Origin of the sequence: Bacillus sp. FSL L8-0358, assembly GCF_038593095.1 — a bacterium.
In the GTDB taxonomy this organism is placed as follows: Bacteria; Bacillota; Bacilli; order Bacillales; family Bacillaceae; genus Bacillus; species Bacillus subtilis.
In genome coordinates this window covers 2178329-2202716 of the sequence record NZ_CP151962.1, presented here as the reverse complement: position 1 = coordinate 2202716, position 24388 = coordinate 2178329, and the positions used below count along the sequence as shown (strand labels likewise).

At 43.6% G+C, this 24388-nt stretch carries 23 protein-coding genes, 1 other RNA gene and 1 riboswitch; of the genes, 21 read left to right on the top strand and 3 right to left on the bottom strand.

What is annotated here, in order from left to right:
- The first annotated feature begins 31 nt into the window (after positions 1-31).
- From mrfA to NYE49_RS11065, 8 genes are all read left to right on the top strand, one after another.
- A complete protein-coding gene (gene mrfA / locus NYE49_RS11100) occupies positions 32-2281 on the top strand; it encodes an ATP-dependent helicase MrfA (protein ID WP_342410225.1) in 2250 nt (749 codons plus the stop codon).
- Positions 2282-2296: 15 nt separating this feature from the next.
- Entirely contained in the window at positions 2297-3538 is a 1242-nt protein-coding gene (mrfB, locus tag NYE49_RS11095; protein ID WP_342410224.1) for a metal-dependent exonucleaseMrfB, read from the top strand.
- A gap of 100 nt (positions 3539-3638) precedes the next feature.
- On the top strand, positions 3639-3767 hold the full coding sequence (locus NYE49_RS11090; protein ID WP_003230707.1) for a hypothetical protein: 129 nt from the start codon (positions 3639-3641) through the stop codon (positions 3765-3767).
- A gap of 83 nt (positions 3768-3850) precedes the next feature.
- Entirely contained in the window at positions 3851-4078 is a 228-nt protein-coding gene (gene cotD / locus NYE49_RS11085; protein ID WP_010886551.1) for a spore coat protein CotD, read from the top strand.
- A gap of 88 nt (positions 4079-4166) precedes the next feature.
- Complete coding sequence (locus NYE49_RS11080) at positions 4167-4712, top strand: DUF1273 domain-containing protein (RefSeq protein ID WP_342411021.1); 546 nt, start codon at positions 4167-4169, stop codon at positions 4710-4712.
- 75 nt (positions 4713-4787) lie between these two features.
- Positions 4788-5084, top strand: a complete 297-nt coding sequence (gene gpsB / locus NYE49_RS11075) for a cell division regulator GpsB (protein WP_003225629.1) — start codon at positions 4788-4790, stop codon at positions 5082-5084.
- Between the two features lie 65 nt (positions 5085-5149).
- Positions 5150-5530: RNase P RNA component class B (gene rnpB, locus NYE49_RS11070), an RNA gene on the top strand.
- Positions 5531-5630: 100 nt separating this feature from the next.
- Positions 5631-6788 carry a class I SAM-dependent RNA methyltransferase gene (locus NYE49_RS11065; protein WP_015483366.1) on the top strand — a complete coding sequence of 386 codons (1158 nt, stop codon included), beginning with the start codon at positions 5631-5633 and terminating at the stop codon, positions 6786-6788.
- 52 nt (positions 6789-6840) lie between these two features.
- Here NYE49_RS11065 and NYE49_RS11060 read toward each other — a convergent pair whose 3' ends face one another.
- Complete coding sequence (locus NYE49_RS11060; RefSeq protein ID WP_010327933.1) at positions 6841-6993, bottom strand: YpzG family protein; 153 nt, start codon at positions 6991-6993, stop codon at positions 6841-6843.
- A gap of 163 nt (positions 6994-7156) precedes the next feature.
- Between NYE49_RS11060 and NYE49_RS11055 the strand changes: the two genes are divergently transcribed.
- Positions 7157-7348, top strand: coding sequence for a hypothetical protein (locus tag NYE49_RS11055; protein ID WP_003246090.1), 192 nt, complete (start codon positions 7157-7159; stop codon positions 7346-7348).
- A gap of 102 nt (positions 7349-7450) precedes the next feature.
- Positions 7451-9376 (top strand): ATP-dependent DNA helicase, encoded by a 1926-nt coding sequence (locus tag NYE49_RS11050; RefSeq protein WP_014477152.1) that lies wholly within the window; start codon positions 7451-7453, stop codon positions 9374-9376.
- Positions 9377-9417: 41 nt separating this feature from the next.
- On the opposite strand, the gene kduD is transcribed toward NYE49_RS11050, so the two are convergent.
- Both kduD and kduI read right to left on the bottom strand, forming a co-directional pair.
- Positions 9418-10182, bottom strand: coding sequence for a 2-dehydro-3-deoxy-D-gluconate 5-dehydrogenase KduD (kduD, locus tag NYE49_RS11045; protein WP_047182786.1), 765 nt, complete (start codon positions 10180-10182; stop codon positions 9418-9420).
- A gap of 1 nt (position 10183) precedes the next feature.
- On the bottom strand, positions 10184-11011 hold the full coding sequence (gene kduI, locus NYE49_RS11040; RefSeq protein WP_047182785.1) for a 5-dehydro-4-deoxy-D-glucuronate isomerase: 828 nt from the start codon (positions 11009-11011) through the stop codon (positions 10184-10186).
- A gap of 221 nt (positions 11012-11232) precedes the next feature.
- Between kduI and kdgR the strand changes: the two genes are divergently transcribed.
- The 11 genes from kdgR to dynA all read left to right on the top strand — a co-directional run bounded on the left by kdgR (position 11233) and on the right by dynA (position 24335).
- Positions 11233-12252 carry a pectin utilization transcriptional regulator KdgR gene (gene kdgR / locus NYE49_RS11035; protein WP_047182784.1) on the top strand — a complete coding sequence of 340 codons (1020 nt, stop codon included), beginning with the start codon at positions 11233-11235 and terminating at the stop codon, positions 12250-12252.
- A 37-nt stretch (positions 12253-12289) separates the two neighbouring features.
- Positions 12290-13264, top strand: coding sequence for a 2-dehydro-3-deoxygluconokinase (gene kdgK, locus NYE49_RS11030; protein WP_047182783.1), 975 nt, complete (start codon positions 12290-12292; stop codon positions 13262-13264).
- A 1-nt stretch (position 13265) separates the two neighbouring features.
- Positions 13266-13856 (top strand): bifunctional 4-hydroxy-2-oxoglutarate aldolase/2-dehydro-3-deoxy-phosphogluconate aldolase, encoded by a 591-nt coding sequence (eda, locus tag NYE49_RS11025; RefSeq protein ID WP_015383933.1) that lies wholly within the window; start codon positions 13266-13268, stop codon positions 13854-13856.
- A gap of 44 nt (positions 13857-13900) precedes the next feature.
- Positions 13901-14893 (top strand): 2-keto-3-deoxygluconate transporter, encoded by a 993-nt coding sequence (kdgT, locus tag NYE49_RS11020; protein WP_047182782.1) that lies wholly within the window; start codon positions 13901-13903, stop codon positions 14891-14893.
- 111 nt (positions 14894-15004) lie between these two features.
- On the top strand, positions 15005-16510 hold the full coding sequence (ypwA, locus tag NYE49_RS11015) for a carboxypeptidase (protein WP_047182781.1): 1506 nt from the start codon (positions 15005-15007) through the stop codon (positions 16508-16510).
- A 141-nt stretch (positions 16511-16651) separates the two neighbouring features.
- Positions 16652-16751, top strand: a riboswitch (purine riboswitch).
- A gap of 90 nt (positions 16752-16841) precedes the next feature.
- Positions 16842-17426 (top strand): xanthine phosphoribosyltransferase, encoded by a 585-nt coding sequence (gene xpt / locus NYE49_RS11010; protein WP_032726019.1) that lies wholly within the window; start codon positions 16842-16844, stop codon positions 17424-17426.
- Positions 17423-18739 (top strand): xanthine permease PbuX, encoded by a 1317-nt coding sequence (gene pbuX / locus NYE49_RS11005; protein WP_021481516.1) that lies wholly within the window; start codon positions 17423-17425, stop codon positions 18737-18739. Before xpt ends, pbuX begins: the two co-directional genes overlap by 4 nt.
- A gap of 71 nt (positions 18740-18810) precedes the next feature.
- Positions 18811-19908, top strand: coding sequence for a type III polyketide synthase BpsA (gene bpsA, locus NYE49_RS11000; protein ID WP_047182780.1), 1098 nt, complete (start codon positions 18811-18813; stop codon positions 19906-19908).
- Positions 19909-19911: 3 nt separating this feature from the next.
- The gene (gene bpsB / locus NYE49_RS10995) at positions 19912-20418 is read left to right on the top strand and encodes an alkylpyrone methyltransferase (RefSeq protein ID WP_004398552.1); all 507 of its coding nucleotides are present in this window, start codon (positions 19912-19914) and stop codon (positions 20416-20418) included.
- A gap of 70 nt (positions 20419-20488) precedes the next feature.
- Positions 20489-20578: a Fur-regulated basic protein FbpC gene (fbpC, locus tag NYE49_RS10990; protein WP_100069434.1), complete on the top strand. Its 90-nt coding sequence runs from the start codon at positions 20489-20491 to the stop codon at positions 20576-20578.
- A gap of 175 nt (positions 20579-20753) precedes the next feature.
- Positions 20754-24335 carry a dynamin GTPase gene (dynA, locus tag NYE49_RS10985; protein ID WP_342410223.1) on the top strand — a complete coding sequence of 1194 codons (3582 nt, stop codon included), beginning with the start codon at positions 20754-20756 and terminating at the stop codon, positions 24333-24335.
- Positions 24336-24388: the final 53 nt, after the last annotated feature.

The window sequence follows — 24388 nt, the reverse complement described above, 5'->3', positions numbered from 1 at the left end:
GTAAACTGTACTTGACAAAGAGGTGTAAAGAATGAAAAAGAAATCACTGACTGAACTCATTTCTGATTTAAAAGGAAATGAAAACGTTGTGAATTGGCATGAAATTGAGCCTCGGGAAGCAAAAACAAGGCCTATGCCCGAAAGTATAGACGAGAGAATCAAAGCGGCCCTTTCGAAAAGGGGCATTGATGAACTATATACTCACCAATATTCCGCTTTTCAATATGTGCAAAAAGGAGAGAGCATCGTTACCGTAACGCCAACAGCATCAGGAAAAACGTTATGCTACAACCTCCCAGTCCTGCAGTCCATCGCCCAAGATGAAACAAACCGGGCGTTATATTTATTTCCGACTAAAGCGCTGGCACAAGACCAAAAGAGCGAGTTAAATGAAATTATTGATGAAATGGGCATTGATATTAAAAGCTTTACATATGACGGGGATACGTCTCCGGCAATCAGACAAAAGGTGAGAAAAGCAGGTCATATTGTCATTACAAACCCCGATATGCTGCATTCTGCCATTCTACCGCATCATACGAAATGGGTCAGTTTGTTTGAAAACCTTAAGTATATCGTCATCGATGAGCTTCATACGTATCGAGGTGTGTTCGGCAGCCATGTAGCAAATGTGATCCGGCGGCTAAAGCGGATCTGCCGGTTTTATGGAAGTGATCCGGTTTTTATTTGTACTTCCGCAACAATTGCCAACCCAAAGGAATTGGGAGAGCAGCTGACAGGCAAACCGATGCGGCTGGTTGATGACAACGGCGCACCGAGCGGACGCAAGCATTTTGTGTTTTACAATCCGCCAATTGTGAACAAACCGCTGAATATTAGAAGGAGCGCAACCGCAGAAGTGAATGAACTGGCGAAAGAGTTCCTTAAAAACAAAGTGCAGACCATTGTTTTTGCCAGAAGCAGAGTTCGGGTGGAAATTATTTTAAGCCATATTCAGGAGCTTGTGAAAAAAGAGATTGGAACAAAATCAATCAGAGGCTATCGGGGAGGCTATCTTCCGAAAGAGCGAAGAGAAATCGAAAAAGGCCTGAGAGAAGGCGACATTTTAGGAGTGGTAAGTACGAATGCCTTAGAGCTTGGTGTTGATATCGGCCAGCTGCAAGTGTGTGTAATGACGGGGTATCCCGGAAGTGTTGCAAGTGCTTGGCAGCAGGCGGGACGAGCCGGCAGAAGACACGGTGAATCTTTGATTATCATGGTAGCCAATTCAACACCGATTGACCAATATATTGTGCGGCATCCTGAATATTTCTTTAATCGTTCGCCGGAATCTGCAAGAATCAATCCGGAGAATTTGATTATTTTAGTAGACCACTTAAAGTGTGCGGCTTATGAGCTTCCTTTTAGAGCTGATGAAGAATTTGGACCCATAGAAGTCAGTGATATTCTTGAGTATCTTGAGGAAGAGGCTGTTCTTCACCGCAACGGCGAACGGTACCATTGGGCAAGTGAGTCGTTCCCTGCTTCAAACATCAGTTTGCGTTCCGCCTCCCAGGAAAATGTCGTTATAGTTGATCAGTCGGATATTGCAAATGTAAGGATTATCGGTGAAATGGACCGTTTTAGTGCGATGACGCTTTTACATGATGAAGCAATTTATTTGCATGAAGGCGTTCAGTATCAAGTTGAGAAGCTCGATTGGGACCATAAAAAGGCGTATGTCAGAAAAGTCGATGTCGAATATTATACGGATGCAAACCTGGCAGTTCAGCTGAAGGTATTAGAAATCGATAAAACGAAAGAAAAAAGCCGTACGTCATTGCACTACGGAGACGTCACTGTCAATGCCCTGCCGACCATTTTTAAAAAAATAAAAATGACCACTTTTGAAAATATTGGGTCTGGACCTATTCATTTGCCGGAAGAAGAACTGCATACAAGTGCAGCTTGGCTCGAAATCAAAACAGCGGATGAAGACATCGGGGAAAAGACACTGGAACAGCTGCTTCTTGGCATCTCGAATGTGCTGCAGCATATTGTCCCTGTGTATATCATGTGTGATCGAAATGATGTTCATGTTGTTTCTCAAATCAAAGCAGCCCATACCGGATTGCCAACCATATTTTTATATGATCATTATCCGGGCGGTATCGGTTTGGCGGAGGAAGTCTTTAAACGTTTTTCAGACATTAATGAAGCTGCGAAACAACTGATTACACATTGTCCTTGTCATGACGGCTGTCCGTCTTGTATAGGTACGGAAATAGAAGGGATAAAAGCAAAGGAAAGAATTTTGCAGCTGTTGGATCAAATGTCGTAAGGAGGGGGGCCGGATATGTCATTAAAAGGGAAACTCCAGCGGATGAAAAAGCACATGGTGCTCGATGAAGGAGAACAAAAAATAGAAGCAGGCAAACAAGAAAACCACTTTGATGACATCCCGTTTTTAGAAGAGTGGGAGGCTTTTGGCATGAAGCCTTTCATCTTCGAAGATGAATACTGCCTTATCAGAGAAGTGGAATATCCGCTTTCTCACCGCCATGGGTTATACAGCTTTTCTGAGCTTGAGGAAGTGATCACACTGTGGAATCAAAGCGGTCTGTCGCATACGTTGTCAGCAAAAGGGTATAACAAAAACAACCTCTTTTTCTTTGATACAGAAACAACCGGTCTTGGGGGTGGAGCTGGGAATACCATTTTTTTGCTTGGGCATGCGAGAGTATATGAAGACCGAGTGACAGTCAAACAGCATCTTTTGCCCAAACCGGGGAACGAAGTCGCCTTGTACCAAAGCTTTTTAAGCGAGGTTGACATTACATCACTTGTGACCTACAACGGCAAAGCCTTTGATTGGCCGCAGGTGAAAACAAGGCACACCTTGATCCGTGACAGACTTCCGAAGCTTCCGGAGTTTGGCCACTTTGATCTTTTGCATGGAGCTAGACGCCTGTGGAAACACAAAATGGACCGCGTATCTCTTGGCACGGTTGAAAAAGAGGAGCTCGGCATCCGCAGACTAGAAGACACACCGGGCTACTTGGCGCCAATGCTTTACTTTCATTTTATCAAGGCACAAGAGCCGGATCTTTTAAAAGGTGTCCTGCATCATAATGAAATGGATGTGTTATCACTCATTTCATTGTACATCCATATGTCTAAAAAAATCCTTTCAGAATCACATGCGCCAAAAGAACACAGTGAAGCCTATGCTATGGCGAAATGGTTTATGGCTCATAAAGAAACGGACCAAGCGATCAAGCAGTTGGAAAGGCTTATAGACAAATCGTTTGAGGACCAGGACAGTGCACGGCTGGATTTATCGCTCCTGTACAAAAAACAAAACCGCTTGGAAGAAGCAGTGCCGCTTTGGGAAAAGCTGTCCCGCTCGCAAAACCAGAAGTGCAGATACGCTGCTGTAATAGAACTCGCGAAATATTTTGAGCATAAGAAAAAAGAATTCGGAAAAGCATTGCAAATAGCAGAGCAATTGCTTAGCGATGCGGCATGCTTATCAGAGAAAGAAACTGAAAAACTGCATGTGAGAATTGCCCGGCTGAAGAGGAAATATTCCTCTTAAATATTCCCCGGGAAAGCGCAAAAGACGACTTGTTTCGCCATGAATTTTTTTTGCTGAATTCACATTGATTTTGTTGTAGAATAGCGGCGAATCCTGTAAAATGACGTTAGTTATTTTTAAAGGGAGAGTTGGTATGTATAAGGGTGTTTTTTACTTGTTCTTTGTTGTGGTATTTTTGATTGCTTTTGTGTTTTCAAACTTTAAAGACAGCTTAATTGCACACTTTTAAAATAGGTCTTTGCATCAGAACATGTACCCCTTATTTTTCATAGCTTAGTATTGTAATAAAGTTTATGGAAAGGGGATTTTATCATGCATCACTGCAGACCGCATATGATGGCGCCAATTGTCCATCCTACTCATTGCTGTGAACACCATACGTTTTCGAAGACTATCGTGCCGCACATTCACCCACAGCATACAACAAACGTAAACCACCAGCATTTTCAGCACGTTCACTACTTTCCACACACTTTCTCAAATGTTGACCCGGCTACGCATCAGCATTTTCAAGCAGGAAAACCTTGCTGCGACTACTAGTATGGAAAACGTGCAGCTTGATGGTGTAAACAATGCAGCACAACAAATGGGGCCCACGGGAGCCCCATTTTTTAAAGCAGGTGAAATGATGAAAGTATTGGCAATAACGGGCTATAAATCGTTTGAACTCGGGATATTTAAGCAGGATGACAAGGCGCTGTATTACATAAAAAAAGCCATTAAGAACCGGCTGATTGCTTTTTTGGATGAAGGATTAGAATGGATTTTAATTTCGGGCCAGCTTGGAGCGGAGCTGTGGGCGGCAGAAGCTGCATATGATTTGCAGGAAGAATACCCTGACTTAAAGGTAGCTGTCATCACACCATTTTACGAGCAGGAAAAGAACTGGAAAGAACCGAATAAGGAACAGTATGAAGCAGTTCTGGCTCAGGCAGACTATGAAGCAAGCCTGACTCACCGTCCTTATGAAAGCCCGCTTCAATTCAAACAAAAAAATCAGTTCTTCATTGATAAGTCCGACGGGCTTCTGCTTTTATATGACCCGGAAAAGGAAGGCTCCCCTAAGTATATGCTTGGGACAGCGGAAAAAAGACACGAACAGGATGGCTATCCCATCTACTTTATTACAATGGATGACTTGAGAGTGACAGTAGAGGAAGACAGCTACTCATAGCAATAAGAGAAATTTGACAACCGTACAGATTTCTGAAAAAATATATGTGATGATTCACGATACGAGGTGAAAAAGATGCTTGCTGATAAAGTAAAGCTTTCTGCGAAAGAAATTTTGGAAAAAGAATTTAAAACAGGCGTTAGAGGCTACAAGCAAGAAGACGTTGACAAATTTTTAGATATGATTATTAAGGATTATGAAACCTTCCATCAAGAAATTGAAGAACTGCAGCAGGAAAATCTGCAGCTGAAAAAACAGCTTGAAGAAGCCAGCAAAAAACAGCCTGTGCAATCTAACACAACAAACTTTGATATTTTAAAACGGCTGTCTAACTTAGAAAAACACGTTTTTGGCAGCAAGCTTTATGATTGATCACGCTTGAAAAAAATGGCGCTTGTAAATTGTAATCAGTTGTTATATAATAATTCATGTTCTTAACGTTCGGGTAATCGCTGCAGATCTTGAATCTGTAGAGGAAAGTCCATGCTCGCACGGTGCTGAGATGCCCGTAGTGTTCGTGCCTAGCGAAGTCATAAGCTAGGGCAGTCTTTAGAGGCTGACGGCAGGAAAAAAGCCTACGTCTTCGGATATGGCTGAGTATCCTTGAAAGTGCCACAGTGACGAAGTCTCACTAGAAATGGTGAGAGTGGAACGCGGTAAACCCCTCGAGCGAGAAACCCAAATTTTGGTAGGGGAACCTTCTTAACGGAATTCAACGGAGAGAAGGACAGAATGCTTTCTGTAGATAGATGATTGCCGCCTGAGTACGAGGTGATGAGCCGTTTGCAGTACGACGGAACAAAACATGGCTTACAGAACGTTAGACCACTTACATTTAAAATGATGAAAACAAGCTCTCCCGTATAAGGAGAGCTTTTATCTTGAAAAGAGAAAAGTTTTAAAAGACAGGGTGATACGATGAAGAAGTATACACTAATTGCAACGGCGCCAATGGGCATTGAAGCTGTTGTCGCAAAGGAAGTACGAGATTTAGGATACGAATGCAAGGTTGATAACGGGAAAGTTATTTTTGAAGGTGATGCACTTGCCATCTGCCGTGCGAACCTTTGGCTTAGAACAGCCGACCGCATAAAGGTTCAGGTTGCTTCTTTTAAAGCGAAAACATTTGATGAACTGTTTGAAAAAACGAAAGCGATTAACTGGCGCTCATTTATACCTGAAAACGGGAAATTCCCTGTCATCGGAAAATCGGTAAAATCAACACTTGCAAGCGTTCCCGACTGTCAGCGGATCGTCAAAAAAGCAATTGTCGAAAAGCTCAAGCTGCAGTCCGGCAAAGCCAATGATTGGATTGAAGAAACAGGTGCCGAGTATAAAGTCGAAATTTCTTTATTGAAAGATCAGGCTCTGATTACACTGGACTCATCAGGGACAGGCCTTCACAAACGAGGATACCGTGTCGATCAGGGCGGTGCGCCGATTAAAGAAACACTTGCTGCCGCTTTGGTGCAATTAACCAATTGGACGCCGGACCGCCCGTTTGTTGATCCTTTCTGCGGCTCCGGAACAATCGCGATAGAAGCGGCGCTAATCGGCCAAAACATCGCCCCGGGATTCAATCGCGATTTTGTATCAGAGGATTGGGAATGGATCGGTAAAGATCTGTGGAACAAAGCGCGGCTTGAAGTCGAAGAAAAGGCAAATTATGACCAGCCGCTTACAATTTTCGCAAGCGACATAGACCACCGCATGGTTGAAATCGCAAAAGAAAATGCAGAGGAAGCAGGACTGGGAGATTTAATCCAGTTCAAGCAGATGCAGGTCAAAGACTTTACCACAAATCTGGAATTTGGCGTAATTGTCGGCAACCCGCCATATGGAGAGCGTCTCGGCGAGAAAAAAGCTGTTGAGCAGATGTACAAAGAAATGGGGAAGGCGTTCGAGCCGCTTGATACTTGGTCTGTGTATATGCTGACATCAAATGAAAACTTTGAGGAAGCATATGGCAGAAAAGCAACGAAGAAACGAAAACTCTTTAACGGGTTTATTAAAACGGATTATTATCAATATTGGTCAAAAGTAAGACCGCAGCGCAAGAAAACAGAAAACGCATAAAAAGAAGACGCTCTGCATGCGTCTTCTTTCATCTTTCAGCCCTATTCTATCGTTACCAACGGTGAGCTTTCGCGTTGCTTCTCAATATAATGTTGGTTTGGGACATTTCAGTGTGACCGTTTACTTGAGACTTAGAACGTTTAGGCCGCGTCCAATTGTGATGAAACAGTTCAGAATGCTGATCTAATCGGTTTCTATAACTCATGTCAACATCACTCCCTGATAGAATATTGTTGATAAGACGGATAATCCGGAGACGGAATATCAAGTGTAGTTTGTGCATGTTTCGGTGATAACATGCGGTAAAGCATGTATATAAAATGAAAAGTTCGCATACAATGATGATTATTTCCATCAGAGGTGATCTCATGCTGAACAGCGAACATTTTAATCTTATTCAAAGGGCGCTTGACGCAACAGCAAACGAGCTGAAGGAGCTCGGGACTGATTCGTCTCCGTCTGTGATTTCGCATGCGCAAACTGATTTAGAAAAAGCGGTAGAACATATTTATTCAACAGACCATCCTTTTTTATCGTCGCATGTGATCAATCGTAAGTAAACTGCAAAAAACTTGGCATTGCCAAGTTTTTTTATTGTATTCATCAGCGGAAAATGATATTATTGGTGGTCTGAATGTCGAATAGTTGGGGGTTGGAACTAGGTGACAACATCACGTTTGCCTTTTTCTTTAACGAAAACAAAGAATTTTTATGAAGAATTGAACAATTGGATTGGTGACGTGTTTTACGATATCCTTCCCGAAAAAGGGTTTGATCTTCGGGACGAGCAAGTATTTATGGCTTTTCAGCTGGAGCGGGCGTTTAAAGAGAAAAAAGTCATGTTCGCCGAAGCTGGAGTGGGAACGGGGAAAACGCTGGTTTATCTTCTTTTTGCAATCAGCTATGCAAGGTATGTCGGCAAACCCGCCATCATCGCTTGTGCAGATGAAACATTAATTGAACAGCTGGTGAAAAAAGAGGGCGATATCTCTAAGCTGGCTGAGCATCTTGATCTGAAAATTGATACAAGGCTGTCAAAATCACATGAGCAATATTTATGCTTGAAGAAGCTTGAAAAAACAATGCAGCGTTCTGATGATGATAAATGGCTGGATCTTTATGAGTCGTTACCGTCATTTGTCCACGAGTCACAGGCGATGCAGCGCTTTTATCCGTATGGCGACCGTAAGCAGTACGCAAATCTATCGAATGAAGAGTGGTCTGACGTAAGCTACGACTCGTTTCAGGACTGTCTGACTTGTGATATGAGACACAGATGCGGTCTGACACTTTCCAGAGATTACTACCGCAAGTCAACAGACTTAATCATTTGTTCCCATGATTTTTATATGGAGCATGTGTGGACGGAAGAATCACGCAAACGAGAGGGCCAGCTGCCGCTCTTGCCTGATCATAGTGCAGTTGTATTTGATGAGGGGCACTTGTTAGAGTTTGCTGCGCAAAAAGCGCTAACCTATAGAGTGAAGCAGTCTACTCTTGAATTGTTTTTAGAACGTTTACTGCAAAATGACATCAGAGAAGAGTTTGCAGAATTGATTGAAGATGCGCTTCTTGCAAACGACGAATTTTTCTATGTTCTTTCTGAAGAATCAAAGGAAGTAGCCGGTTCACACCGTTTAGAAATAAAAAATGACCAGCGTGTCAAAAAGGCGGCGGACGAGCTTTGCCGTTTACTTGATAAAATCGGTGAGGCACTTGTATTTGAGTCTGAAATGTATACGATTGATCAATACGAGCTGTCAGTAGTGGAAGAATATGTTGAACAAATGGCGTATTCATTATCTCTATATCAAAAGGATGCAATCAGCTGGCTGGAGAAAAAGGAAGCAGAATCGACCTTTGTCGTGATGCCGAGAACGGTAGCAGAAGTACTTGGCGAAAAAGTGTTTTCTAAGAAAATTCCTTATATCTTTTCTTCTGCTACGCTGTCAGAAGGCGGTTCGTTTGATTATATTGCCGACAGTCTTGGGATTCATGATTATTTGTCATTAACTGTTGATTCCCCTTATGATTATGACGAGCAAATGAGTATTAATCTATACGCAAAAACAGATATGGCCGCTGAACAAAAAACGGCTGAAACGATTGAAACAATCAAACGTTACAAAGGAAGAACGCTGGTGCTTTTCCCTTCTTTTGAAGAATTAAACGAGTTTAAAGAGCTGTCGGCGGCATGGGAGCTGCCGTATCCAATTTTCTTCGAAGGTGATGAGGAAATCAGCAGCTTAGTAGAGAAATTCCAAGAGGAAGAGGAAACAGTACTTTGTTCAGTTCACTTATGGGAAGGACTCGACATTCCCGGTGACGCATTGAAGAATGTTACCATTTGGTCATTGCCGTTCCCGCCACACGATCCTGTATTTACAGCGAAGCGCAACGGAGCGAAAAAAGATCCGTTCGAAGAAGTTGATCTGCCATATATGTTGTTACGTGTACGGCAGGGCATCGGGCGCCTGATTCGCTCGAATCAAGACAGCGGCTCGATTCACATTTACGCTGGCGGAGAAAATGAACGCATCATTGATGAGGTCAAAAAGGTCTTGCCTGTTGAACCGCACATGATGTAATGGAAAAAAGCTGACGATCGTTCGTCAGCTTTTTTTATTTGTCAGCGGGATAGCCAGCCGCCATCAACTGCTAAAATATGTCCATTTACATAATCTGAAGCACGTGATGCCAAAAAGACTGCAGTCCCCCCGATATCATCCGCTTGGCCCCAGCGACCGGCAGGAATTCTCTTTAAAATGTCCTCATTTCGCTTTTCATCATCCCGAATAGGCTTTGTATTCGCAGTAGAAATATAGCCTGGGGCGATTGCGTTGACCTGAATACCAGACGCTGCCCACTCATTTGCAAATGATTTTGTCAAACCGGCAACAGCATGTTTGCTCGCGGTGTAAGCCGGAACGAGGATCCCGCCTTGAAAAGACAGGAGAGAGGCAATATTAATAATCTTTCCATGACCTCTTTTCAGCATGTGCCTGCCAGCAAGCTGTGTCAGAATAAACAAGCTGTTTAGATTGACATTCAGTACGTGCTGCCAGTTCTCTTCTGAAAAATCTTCCGCTTTTTCCCGATGAATAATGCCGGCATTATTGACAAGGATGTCGATCTGCCTGTTTTCAAACAGCTCAGCTGCAGAATCCTTTATCGCTTCCGGCTTGCTCATGTCCAATGTAAAAGATGTAAATGTCCGGCCTTCCTGTTCCACAAGCTGCTGTGTTTCAGACAGGCTGCTTTTATGTGATGTGCCGATAATATCAGCGCCAGCTCCGGCTAGGGCTTTGGCAATTCCTTGACCGATCCCTGTTCCTGGGCCTGTCACCAGCGCTGTTTTTCCTTCTAATGAAAAGGCGTCATGTAGATAACCCATCTTATTTCAGCCCATCCATCGGAATGAGATCCATGTCCGTAAATGTGTAATTTTCTCCAGCCATCGCCCACACAAAGCTATAGTTTGATGTTCCTGCGCCAGAATGAATAGACCAAGCGGGAGAAAGGACAGCCTGCTCATTTCCAACAACAAGATGGCGTGTTTCGTCCGGCTGGCCCATGAAATGAAATACCTTTGAGTCCTTTTCAAGATCCAGATAAAGATAAGCCTCCATCCGACGGTCATGAACGTGTGCTGGCATGGTATTCCAGTTGTTGTTTTGATCTAACATCGTTATTCCCATCATCAGCTGACAGCTTTTAATGCCATCCTGATGAATGACTTTGTACAGACTTCTGACATTAGACGCTGCATCATCACCAAGGCGGTCCGGCGTCAGTTCAGCTAGGGCGGCTTTTTGTGTCGGATAGCTTTTGTGGGCGCAAGCGGAGACGAAGTAAAACTTCGCTTTTTCACCGTTCAGGCTTGAAAATGATACATCCTGATTACCCATTCCGATATAGAGAAAATCCTTTGTTTGAAGCACATATTCATCATCGCCGACTCTAACGGCACCAGGCTCGCCGACATTAATAATCCCGATTTCACGCCGTTCCAAAAAGAAGTCTGTTTTTAGAAAATCACCTGCATCAAGCTTCAGTTCACTTTGCCCTGGAGCCGCTCCGCCGATGACAACCCGGTCTTCATGTGAGTAATACATCGTAAGTTTGTTTTCTGTAAATAAAGGATCCATTAAGAAATGACTGCGAAGCTCCTCTGTTGTAAAGCGTTTTACTTGTTCAGGATGTACAGAATAACGATTTTCCATTATATTTCCCCCTTGGTTAGGATTTCAGCATCACTTGAATGAAAATATTTTGGTAACGGTTTCAAAGAAAATTTTAGGATAAATAGTGAAAAGAGTCAACGGAAAAATAATGAATTGACACATTATTAAAAAAACTCTTTCCAAATTCTAAAATTATGGTATCCTTTTGTTGTAACGGTTTTGAAATCGGTTTCAAATATAAGAGATACAGGAGCACTTGAATGAAAAAGAAAACAACAGGCCATACAACCATCAAAGATGTAGCTGAATGTGCAGGAGTTTCGAAATCGACAGTTTCCCGCTATATTAACGGAAAAATTGACGCGATTTCTCCTGAAAAAGTGAAAAACATTAAAAAGGCAATCGCAGAATTGAATTATCGGCCGAGTAAAATGGCACAAGGTTTGAAAATAAAAAAAAGCAAGTTAATCGGATTTGTTGTGGCTGACATTACAAATCCTTTTTCAGTCGCTGCTTTCAGGGGAGTCGAAGAGGTTTGTGATCAATATGGATACAGCATTATGGTGTGCAATACAGATAACAGTCCTGAAAAAGAGCGGGAAATGCTCTTAAAGCTAGAAGCCCATTCGGTTGAGGGCTTGATTTTAAACGCAACAGGGGAAAACAAGGATGTACTCCGCGCTTTTGCTGAACAGCAAATTCCAACAATCTTAATTGACCGGAAACTGCCGGATCTGAAACTGGATACCGTAACGACTGACAACAGATGGATCACAAAAGAGATTCTTCAGAAGGTGTACAGCAAAGGGTATACTGATGTCGCGCTGTTTACCGAACCGATTTCCTCTATCAGCCCTCGTGCAGAAAGAGCAGCTGTGTATCAGGAAATGGCTTTGGTTCAAAATGTGAACGGGCTTGTTAGATTGCATGAAATTGACGTAAAGGACAAGGAGCAGCTTAAGGCGGCGCTTCGTTCTTTTCACAAGGAAATGCCGGAGCAAAAAAAAGCGATTCTGGCTTTGAATGGCTTGATTATGCTGAAAATCATCAGCTGTATGGAAGAGCTTGGCCTGCGCATCCCTCAAGATATAGGGATTGCAGGATTCGATGATACGGAGTGGTACAAACTGATCGGTCCAGGCATTACAACGATCGCCCAGCCGTCACATGATATGGGCAGGACGGCGATGGAACGTGTATTAAAAAGGATTGAAGGTGACAAAGGAGCGCCTCAAACCATTGAATTAGAGGCAAAAGTCATCATGAGAAAGTCACTTTAATCCTAGGTGCCCTCAACTAAGAGGAGGTTGGGAAGAGATGAAGCTTGATGCGGTGACATTCGGGGAATCAATGGCCATGTTTTACGCAAATGAGTATGGAGGCCTTCATGAAGTATCCACTTTTTCTAAAGGGCTTGCCGGAGCAGAAAGCAATGTCGCCTGCGGCCTTGCTAGACTCGGATTCCGAATGGGATGGATGAGCAAGGTCGGTAATGATCAGCTCGGAACGTTTATTGTACAGGAACTTAAAAAAGAGGGAGTGGATGTGTCCCGCGTGATCCGCTCGCAGGACGAAAATCCCACCGGGCTGCTGCTGAAGTCAAAAGTGAAAGAAGGCGACCCGCAAGTTACCTACTATAGGAAAAACTCAGCTGCAAGCACATTAACTTCAGCTGAATATCCGAGAGATTATTTTCAATGCGCAGGCCATTTGCATGTGACAGGTATTCCGCCTGCCTTGTCAGCCGAGATGAAAGACTTCACGTATCATGTCATGAACGACATGAGAAACGCAGGGAAGACCATTTCATTTGACCCTAATGTAAGACCTTCGCTTTGGCCTGATCAAGCAACAATGGTACACACAATTAATGATCTGGCTGGGCTTGCAGACTGGTTTTTCCCGGGTATCGCAGAGGGAGAGCTATTGACCGGAGAAAAAACACCTGAAGGCATTGCCGACTATTATTTGAAAAAAGGTGCCAGCTTTGTTGCTATTAAACTCGGAAAAGAAGGCGCTTACTTTAAAACGGGGACAAGTGAAGGATTTCTAGAAGGCTGCCGGGTCGACCGGGTGGTTGATACGGTCGGCGCCGGAGACGGATTTGCAGTCGGTGTAATCAGCGGTATCCTAGACGGTTTGTCGTACAAGGATGCGGTGAAAAGGGGAAATGCGATTGGAGCTTTACAAGTGCAAGCACCGGGGGATATGGACGGTTTGCCGACCAGGGAGAAATTAGCTTCTTTTTTATCTGCTCAAAGAACGGTTCACCAAAAGAAAGGGGATTATTAATATGGAGTCCAAAGTCGTTGAAAACCGTCTGAAAGAAGCAAAGCTGATTGCAGTCATTCGTTCAAAGGATAAGCAGGAGGCCTGTCAGCAGATTGAGAGTTTATTAGATAAAGGGATTCGTGCAGTTGAAGTGACGTATACGACCCCCGGGGCATCAGATATCATCGAATCCTTCCGTAATAGGGAAGATATTTTAATTGGCGCGGGCACGGTCATCACCGCGCAGCAAGCTGGGGAAGCTGCTGAGGCTGGCGCGCAGTTTATTGTCAGTCCGGGTTTTTCAGCTGATCTTGCTGAACATCTATCTTTTGTAAAGACACATTATATCCCCGGCGTCTTGACTCCGAGCGAAATTATGGAAGCGCTGACATTCGGTTTTACGACATTAAAGCTGTTCCCAAGCGGTGTGTTTGGCATCCCGTTCATGAAAAATTTAGCGGGTCCTTTCCCGCAGGTGACCTTTATTCCGACAGGCGGGATACATCCGTCTGAAGTGCCGGATTGGCTTAGAGCCGGAGCTGGCGCCGTCGGAGTCGGCAGCCAGCTGGGCAGCTGTTCAAAAGAGGATTTGCAGGCTGTTTTCCAAGTGTAAGTGGAATTGTTTTTTCATAACCGGAGGATGGGAGAATCCACAATATGAAAATCAAGGCGACAATTGAACGGGTACCTGGCGGAATGATGATTATTCCGCTATTTCTTGGAGCGGCGCTCAACACGTTTGCCCCTGGAACAGCGGAGTTCTTTGGAGGGTTTACGGGTGCTTTGATTACCGGAACGCTGCCGATACTGGGTGTTTTTATCTTTTGCGTAGGAGCAACGATTGATTTTCGTTCTTCAGGCTATATCGCAAGAAAAGGAATCACGTTATTATTGGGAAAGGTCGGATTTGCGGCGCTGCTCGGCGTGATCGCAGCGCAATTTATACCTGACGAAGGCATACAATCCGGCTTTTTTGCAGGCCTTTCTGTTTTAGCAATTGTCGCGGTAATGAATGAAACGAACGGCGGACTGTATTTGGCGCTCATGAATCACATGGGAAGAAAAGAGGATGCGGGCGCTTTCGCCTTTATCAGTACAGAATCTGGTCCTTTTATGACCATGGTGACGTTTGGTGTGACGGGACTTGCCGCATTCCCATGGGAAACGCTGGCAGCGACAGTCATCCCGTTTTTACTTGGATGTATACTTGGAAATCTGGATCACGATCTCAGAGACTTATTCAGCAAGGTTGTGCCGGCGATCATTCCATTTTTCGCCTTTTCGCTCGGCAATACCTTGAATTTTGGAATGCTGATCCAATCAGGGCTGCTCGGCATTTTTATCGGAGTTTCTGTCGTCATTTTATCGGGCAGTTCTTTGTTTTTGCTTGATCGTTTTATTGCGCGGGGAGATGGTGTCGCGGGAGTGGCCGCTTCTTCTACGGCGGGGGCGGCTGTAGCTGTGCCATACGCATTAGCTGAAGCGAATGCATTATTTGCGCCAGTTGCTGAATCGGCAACTGCAATCATCGCGACAAGTGTTATTGTCACCTCGCTCTTAACCCCGCTGGCAACAGTGTGGGTAGATAAAAAAATCAAGAAGAAAAAGCGGAGAACACCTCCGTCAAAAAATCAAATGACGATCAACTGAATAAAAAGGCTGCCGCCAAACATACCGGCAGCCTTTTATACAAACAATTTGACTTTCATACCCCCTTCCATTAGCCTGTAATGGAACGGCTAGAATAGGGAGGGAATGGATATGGAGATACATACATATGAAAAAGAATTTTTTGATCTTTTAAAAAGAATCTCACATTACAGCGAAGCAGTTGCGTTAATGCACTGGGACTCCAGAACAGGCGCGCCGAAAAACGGCTCAGAGGATCGTGCCGAAAGTATCGGCCAGCTTTCAACAGATATATTCAATATCCAAACATCAGATCGAATGAAGGAGCTTATCGATGTCCTGTATGAACGATTTGATGACTTGTCGGAAGATACGAAAAAAGCAGTGGAACTGGCGAAAAAAGAGTATGAAGAGAATAAGAAAATCCCTGAGGCTGAATACAAAGAATACGTGATTCTGTGTTCAAAGGCAGAAACAGCGTGGGAGGAAGCGAAAGGAAAATCTGATTTCAGCTTGTTTTCTCCTTATTTAGAACAGCTGATTGAATTCAATAAACGTTTTATTACGTATTGGGGATATCAAGAGCATCCTTATGATGCATTGCTTGATTTGTTTGAGCCCGGCGTCACGGTAAAGGTGCTTGATCAGCTGTTTACTGAGCTGAAGGAAGCGATTATCCCTCTTGTTAAACAGGTGACAGCTTCCGGAAATAAACCAGATACAAGCTTTATTACAAAAGCGTTCCCGAAAGAAAAGCAAAAAGAGCTCAGTCTGTATTTTTTACAGGAGCTTGGCTACGATTTTGATGGCGGAAGACTTGATGAAACCGTTCATCCGTTTGCAACTACGCTGAACCGAGGAGACGTTCGGGTCACGACGAGATATGATGAAAAAGATTTCCGGACGGCGATCTTTGGCACCATTCATGAGTGCGGGCACGCGATATACGAGCAAAATATTGATGAAGCACTCAGTGGCACGAATTTGTCAGACGGCGCATCAATGGGAATCCATGAATCGCAATCATTATTTTACGAGAATTTTATCGGCCGCAACAAGCATTTTTGGACACCGTACTATCAGAAGATTCAAGAAGCATCACCTGAACAGTTCAAGGACATCTCCCTGGATGATTTTGTCCGGGCAATCAATGAATCAAAACCTTCATTTATCAGGGTTGAAGCGGATGAATTGACGTATCCTCTTCATATCATCATCCGTTATGAAATTGAAAAAGCGATTTTCAGCAATGAAGTGTCTGTGGAAGATCTGCCGTCGCTTTGGAATCAAAAATACCAAGATTATTTAGGGATTACACCGCAGACCGACGCAGAGGGGATTTTACAGGACGTCCATTGGGCAGGGGGAGATTTCGGCTACTTCCCATCCTATGCGCTCGGCTACATGTATGCGGCTCAGCTGAAACAAAAAATGCTTGAGGATCTCCCTGAATTTGACGCTCTCTTGGAAAGAGGAGAGTTCCATCCGATAAAGCAATGGCTGACGGAAAAGGTGCACATTCACGGAAAACGGAAAAAGCCGTTAGACATTATTAAAGATGCAACAGGAGAAGAGCTGAATGTTCGCTATTTAATTGATTATTTATCAAACAAATATTCAAATCTCTATCTGTCATAATCAAAAGCCTGGCGGCGCGGTCGTCAGGCTCTTTTATATCGTATACCCTTGAAATACGAATGATATCTAAAAAAACAAAAATAAAGTTCGGGAATTTTTATTTTCAGCCTATGCAAGAGATTAGAATCTTGATATAATTTATTACAATATAATAGGAACACTCATATAATCGCGTGGATATGGCACGCAAGTTTCTACCGGGCACCGTAAATGTCCGACTATGGGTGAGCAATGGAACCGCACGTGTACGGTTTTTTGTAATATCAGCATTGCTTGCTCTTTATTTGAGCGGGCAATGCTTTTTTTATTCTCATAACGGAGGTAAGACAGGATGGAAGCACTGAAACGGAAAATAGAGGAAGAAGGCGTCGTATTATCTGATCAGGTATTGAAAGTGGATTCTTTTTTGAATCACCAAATTGATCCGCTGCTTATGCAGAGAGTTGGTGACGAATTTGCGTCCAGGTTTGCAAAAGACGGTATTACCAAAATTGTGACAATCGAATCATCAGGTATCGCCCCCGCTGTAATGACGGGCTTGAAGCTGGGTGTGCCAGTTGTCTTCGCGAGAAAGCATAAATCGTTAACACTCACCGACAACTTGCTGACAGCGTCTGTTTATTCCTTTACGAAGCAAACAGAAAGCCAAATCGCAGTGTCTGGGACCCACCTGTCGGAACAGGATCATGTGCTGATTATCGATGATTTTTTGGCAAATGGACAGGCAGCGCACGGGCTTGTGTCGATTGTGAAGCAAGCGGGAGCTTCTATCGCGGGAATTGGCATTGTTATTGAAAAGTCATTTCAGCCGGGAAGAGAAGAACTTGTAAAACTGGGCTACCGAGTGGAATCTTTGGCAAGAATTCAGTCTTTAGAAGAAGGAAAAGTGTCCTTCGTACAGGAGGTTCATTCATGAGAAATGGATTCGGCAAAACGCTGTCTTTAGGGATTCAGCATGTTCTCGCCATGTATGCCGGCGCCATTGTCGTTCCTCTGATTGTCGGAAAAGCAATGGGACTGACCGTCGAGCAGCTGACTTACTTAGTATCAATTGATATTTTTATGTGCGGTGTGGCTACACTTCTGCAAGTGTGGAGCAACCGATTTTTTGGGATCGGGCTTCCGGTAGTGCTTGGATGTACCTTTACAGCTGTATCGCCAATGATTGCGATTGGATCTGAATATGGGGTTTCAACAGTTTACGGCAGCATTATCGCTTCAGGCATTCTTGTCATTCTTATTTCATTTTTCTTTGGAAAGCTCGTATCGTTTTTTCCGCCGGTCGTGACAGGCTCTGTTGTTACGATTATCGGTATTACACTGATGCCGGTTGCCATGAATAACATGGCCGGCGGAGAAGGAAGTGCAGATTTCGGAGATCTCTCCAACCTTGTTCTTGCTTTTACCGTGTTGAGTATCATTGTGCTTCTGTACCGTTTTACAAAAGGCTTTATCAAGTCCGTCTCGATTTTGATCGGTATTTTGATTGGCACCTTCATCGCTTATTTCATGGGGAAAGTTCAATTTGATAATGTTTCGGACGCGGCAGTTGTTCAAATGATTCAGCCATTTTACTTCGGCGCGCCGTCTTTTCATGCAGCGCCTATCATTACGATGTCCATCGTTGCAATTGTCAGCCTTGTGGAGTCAACTGGTGTTTACTTTGCTTTAGGTGACCTGACAAACCGCCGTTTGACAGAGAAAGATTTGTCTAAAGGCTATCGAGCTGAAGGACTGGCTGTGCTTCTGGGAGGTATTTTTAACGCTTTTCCTTACACGGCATTCTCTCAAAATGTCGGGCTTGTTCAGCTCACAGGGATCAAAAAAAATGCCGTCATTGTGGTCACAGGTGTGATCCTAATGGCATTTGGGCTGTTTCCAAAAATCGCTGCTTTCACGACCATTATTCCATCCGCTGTTTTGGGCGGTGCAATGGTGGCGATGTTTGGAATGGTGATCGCTTACGGAATTAAAATGCTCAGCCGCATTGATTTTGCGAAACAGGAAAATCTGCTGATTGTTGCCTGCTCAGTGGGATTGGGGCTCGGTGTGACCGTTGTGCCGGATATTTTCAAACAGCTTCCGAGTGCCTTAACGCTGCTTACAACGAATGGCATTGTGGCGGGCAGCTTTACTGCAGTCGTCTTAAATATTGTATATAACGTTTTTTCTAAAGCCAAAAAAACAGAACAAGAAGCTGACCTCGCTGAACAAAAAACAGCAGTCTAACTCCGCCGCGGCGGAGTTTTTTGCATATAAAAAAGATTGTTGCGGCACAATGTATGCAAAGAGGTGATCGCATGGCGTTTATTTTATCCATTGGAACAAGTCTTCCTGCGTATAATGTAAACCAAGAGAAAGCGGCCGAGTTCGCCCGCTATATGTTTCAGCATTCTTTTAAGGATATTGACCGGCTGTTATCCTCCTTCAAAAACGGGCAAATCCATTCGAGACAGTTTGTTAAGCCGATTGAATGGTATAAAGAGGGGCACAGCTTTGAAGAAAAAAATCAAATATACATAGAAGAAACACTTAAACATAGCAGAGAGGCTGTTCGTGAGTGCCTTTCTCATCCGGAATTTTTTCAAGAAGCCATTCCTTATGAGAAAGTGGAAGCTGTTTTTTTCGTCTCCAGTACAGGTCTTTCCACACCGAGTATCGAGGCGCGGCTTATGAATGAACTTCCGTTTTCTCCATATACGAAGCGGATTCCGATTTGGGGGCTTGGCTGTGCAGGAGGAGCCAGCGGACTTGCGCGTGCAGCCGAATATTGCAAAGCGTATCCTGAGGCTTTTGTGCTTGTCATTGCTGCCGAGCTGTGCAGCCTGACATTCCAGCCGGAAGATAAAACAAAAAGCAATCTGATCGGCACCTCGCTTTTTGGTGACGGCATTGCCGCAGCTTTATTATGCGGAGAGAAGGCGGACCGCAGGATGTCAAAGCTGAAGCTTGCGCCGAAGATAATGGACGCCCAATCTGTTTTGATGAAACAATCAGAAGATGTCATGGGCTGGGACTTTACCGATCAAGGATTCAAAGTCATTTTCTCACGAGACATTCCGACCTTGGTGGAAAAATGGCTCAAAACAAATGTACAGATTTTTTTGGACAAACATAAGCTGTCATTCCATGATATCAGTGTTTTTTTGGCTCATCCAGGCGGAAAAAAAGTGATCGATGCATACATCAAAAGTCTCGGGCTGTCGTCAGAAAAGCTTTCATCTGCGCAAACCATTTTGCAAAAGCACGGAAATATGTCTTCAGCCACAATCTTGTATGTGATAAAAGACCATCTGCAGAACGGACATAAAAAGGAAGCTGAACGAGGAATGATTGGCGCATTAGGGCCGGGTTTCTCATCAGAGTTGCTATTATTCAGCTGGGAAAAGGGGGCCTGACTCATGTTTTGGTTGTTGATCGCCATTCTCATTGTTCAAAGAGCAGCAGAAATGGCAGTGGCCAGGCAAAACGAACAAAAGGTAAAGAAGCAAGGAGCAATTGAATTTGGCGAGAGCCACTATCCGTATATCATTACGATGCATATCCTTTTTTTCCTTTCCTTAATTGCCGAAGTGCTGCTGATGAATAAACAGCCGTCCAGCTGGTGGCTCGGTATCGCTGCAGTGATTTTAAGCGTACAGATCGTACGGTATTGGGCGCTTTGTTCCTTAGGGGCATATTGGAATACGAAAATCCTTGTTGTTCCAGGTGTAGAGCTTGTAAAAAAAGGTCCATATAAATGGATGAAACATCCAAACTATGCCGTTGTTATACTCGAAATTTTGCTGATTCCGCTGCTTTATCAAGCATACGTCACCATGTGTCTGTTTTCCATTTTCAATGCCGTGTTGTTAAGCGTCAGAATTCGCGCAGAAGACAAAGCATTACAGGAATACAGCGTAAAATAGCGATTGAAAATCATTCTCAACCATGTTAAAATGGATTTGAAAAAGATTCTCAATCAGGATGGTGAAGCAAATGACAATGCTGTTTTTGCTTGGAGCGGTTTGTACATATAGTGTATTAATTGGTTTTGTATTAAAAGGAATCTCTAATAAATCTGTTTGATGAATCTGGAACTTGTAAAAGTTGCAGATTTTCTTTTATAGAAGCTGCCGTAATGGCGGCTTTTTTCTATTCTCCTAAAGAAATTTGGTTTATTCTTGTGTAAAATGAAAAGGGAATGAATTCAGATCTTTCGAAAAAGGTTCACAATTGAAACGGCACAAAGGGGTTCAGACTTATGACAGATCAAAACAGAAAAGAGCTTTTGCATAAAACTGGGGAACTTTATAAGCAATTTATTGAGAATCAAGATGAACAAAGGGCTGCTAAACTGGCTGCGGTCATGAAAAAAGCGGCTGATGAAGAGGTTTATATCGCGTTTACCGGGCATTATTCAGCGGGGAAATCGTCACTGCTGAACTGCCTGTTAATGGAGAATATTTTGCCGACAAGCCCGATTCCGACAAGCGCTAACCTTGTTGTGATCAGAAACGGGGAAAAGCGAGTTCGGCTTCATACAACAGACGGAGCGTGTGCTGAGCTGGAAGGGGCTTACCAGAAAGACAAGGTGCAGCAATATTGTAAAGACGGGGAACAGATTGAAAGCGTCGAAATTTTTGACAGATATACTGAGATCGATTCCGGGGTTGCGTATATTGATACTCCAGGGATAGATTCAACAGATGATGCGCATTTTCTATCGGCTGCTTCTATTCTTCACCAAGCGGATGCGCTGTTTTACGTCGTTCACTATAATCACGTGCACTCTGAGGAAAATGTAAAGTTTCTCAGATCAATAAAAGAAAGCATTCCGAATGTGTATTTTATCGTCAATCAAATTGACCGCCATGATGAGACGGAGACGAAATTTGGAGACTATAAAGCGCAGGTAGAGGAGATGCTTTGCAATGAAGGGATTTCAAAGGAAGCGCTCTATTTTACGTCAGTAACAGAACCGGACCACCCGTTCAATCAGATGGGGGCCCTGAGAGAAGAGTTAAGAAGAATAGAACAGCAATCAAAAAGCAATATGCAGGCTTTAACCGAACAAAAAGTCCGTAATCTGCTAAAGGAACATACGGAAATGCTGAAGAAAGACGAAACAGGCGCTCCGAGTTTCGCTGAACAGCTTAATATCCAAACTGGACTGGTCCAATCGCTGCGTGATCAATTGGATGAGGCCGAAAAACAAACGACTGAGGCAGAGAAGAGGATGCAGGAAGAAATCAATCGTATTTTAAAAAACGCCAACCTGACGCCTTTTGAAATGCGTGAATTGGCGGCTGCATTTTTAGAATCACAAGAGCCTTCCTTTAAAACCGGCTTTTTCTTTTCTAAAGCGAAAACTGCACAGGAAAGAGATAAAAGGCGGAATGCTTTTTTCTCTGATGTGGCAAAACGAACAGAGGCCGAAGCGGATTGGCATATAATAGACACGCTTCATAAACTCGCCAAGGCATTTGATGTCTATACCGCTGAAAGTGAAAAGCTGATTCAGGCCTATCGCACACCGCTTGATATAAGCATCATTGAACGCGCGGTCAAGCATGGTGCAGCCTTTTCTTCTGAATATGTATTGCAATATACAAAAGACTTGGCAGAGCTCATCCGGAAAGAGGCGAAAAGAGAAGCCGCAGACATCATAAAGGTGCTCTCCGCTATGGTGAAAGAGCGTGTTTCCAAAGACATGCAAACGATTAACGACCGGCTCGTCCAAGAATCAGAAAAACTTGCCTTTCTTCAAGAACAAGCTCGTTTAGAGAATCATGCCCGAGAGAAAACCGATCGCCTTTGGGCCATTTGGGAAGAAGAGTCCGCATGCCCAATGCATATAGACACAGAATGGTTTAAATCGAAGAAAACAAGAGTGGCGGCTCCAGAGCAGAAACAAGGCCGAAGCCAGCTGACGGCGCAGCCGATGCCGAAATCAGAAATCAAAATGGAACAAGAAATGCCGCTTCAAGACCAAATCAAACGCTTTTACACTTTGTCTGACCTTTTAGGCGAATGCAGCATGTTGTTAAAGCAAACTTCAGCGTTTCGTGAAAGGGTGAAAAGGCTTGAGGAACGGAAATTTACACTCGCTCTTTTTGGAGGCTTCAGCTCGGGGAAATCATCATTTGCCAATGCGCTTGTCGGCGAAAGAGTGCTGCCATCCTCACCAACTCCAACCACAGCGACAATTAACAAGATCACAAAGCCAATTAATGGAAATTTAAACAAAACAGCGGATGTAGTGTTTAAGACAGAGGATGACATAACGGCTGAAATTTTACAGCTCACCGGAATACCGAAGGAACCGGCAGGCCGTTCCTTCACAGAGAAGTGGGAAAAGGCAGTCAAAAAAAACAGGCTGCAGGAAGAACACGTGAAATTGATCAGCAATTTTCTGCTTGCATACGAGAAGTATCAGCAGTATATACAGGAACAGAAGAAATTAACGATTCCGCTCTCTGAATTAAAGCCGTATGTAGCAGAGGAAACAACGGCCTGTGCTGTGAAAGAGGTAACGGTCTACTATAAATGTCCGCTTACTGAAAAAGGGATTACGATCGTTGATACACCCGGCGCGAGCAGCATGAATAAACGGCATACAGAACTGGCATTCCAATATATCAAAGATGCTGATGCATTTTTTTATATGACTTACTATCAGCACTCTTTTTCAAAAGGAGACCGTTCATTTTTGCGAAAGCTTGGACTTGTGAAAGAATCGCTTAGCATGGACAAAATGTTTTTTATTATTAATGCTTCAGACCTTGCAAAAGATAAAACAGAGCTCGAAACAGTGACCGATTATGTCAGCGCAGAGCTTGTAAAAGAAGGGGTTTATGAGCCGCAGCTCTTTACCGTATCAAGTAAGGAGGAACTGATGGGAAAACCGGAGTCATTTTACAATAAGTTCTCGAAAGTAAGAAAACACTTAGACCGGTTTATCGAAGTGGATGTAAAAAAAGCGTCAGCAGCGCAGCTCAGTTCGGAGGCAGACAAACTATGCGAAACTGTTTTTCAGCTTCACCAATCCCAGCATCAGTCCCGAGAAGAGAAGGAAGCGCAGAAACAGCGCCTTATGCTGTCATTTGAGCGGACAGCGGCCGATATCGAGAAACGGCGGAACTCAGAAACCATCATTGAAAAAGTAAAAAAAGATACAAGAGAGCAGCTATATCACATTACACAGCGATTATCATATTTTGCAAATGATTTATTAAAATCGGCATTTCATCCCGGGCTGCAAAACGGGGATTGGAAAAAGAACGTCAGTAAGGCGATGACAACAGCCTTACATGAATATCAATTTGAATATATTCAGGAAATCAAAACGCTTGATGTTCGCATGAGCGGTTTCATCGAAAGGCATATCAATGAAGAATGGCTGGATCAATTTCAAAAAACATTAAACGAGGACGGTTATTTTTCCGTTTATGCGGGTGATCAGCATTCGAACGGCATACAGTTGAAGGAAGTTGAACCAGAAATAGAAGAACGTGCTTTTGAGCAGGAACTAAAAGAGGTCAAATCACCGAAGCAGTTTTTTGAGCAGAAAGGAAAATCGGCCTTTATCGAAGCTGTACGGATGAAACTTACGAAAATCACAGAGGCATGGATAAAAAATGAAGAAGAAAGCCTGATCTCTCATTACACTGCTCACCTCAGACGCTTACAGGAAGATATGGGTGAAAAAGCAATCGCGCAAATAACGGATCAAAAAGAGACATATTTAAGAGGATATGCGGAAGGGGAACATGCGAAAGAGATTGAAATGGCGTACCAGGCGTGCATCTCCTGGAAAAATTCAGACAATACAATAAAAATGTAAAATTCAGTTGGCTTGTATTTCAAGTCATGATAGACTAAATAGAAAAAAGCGAG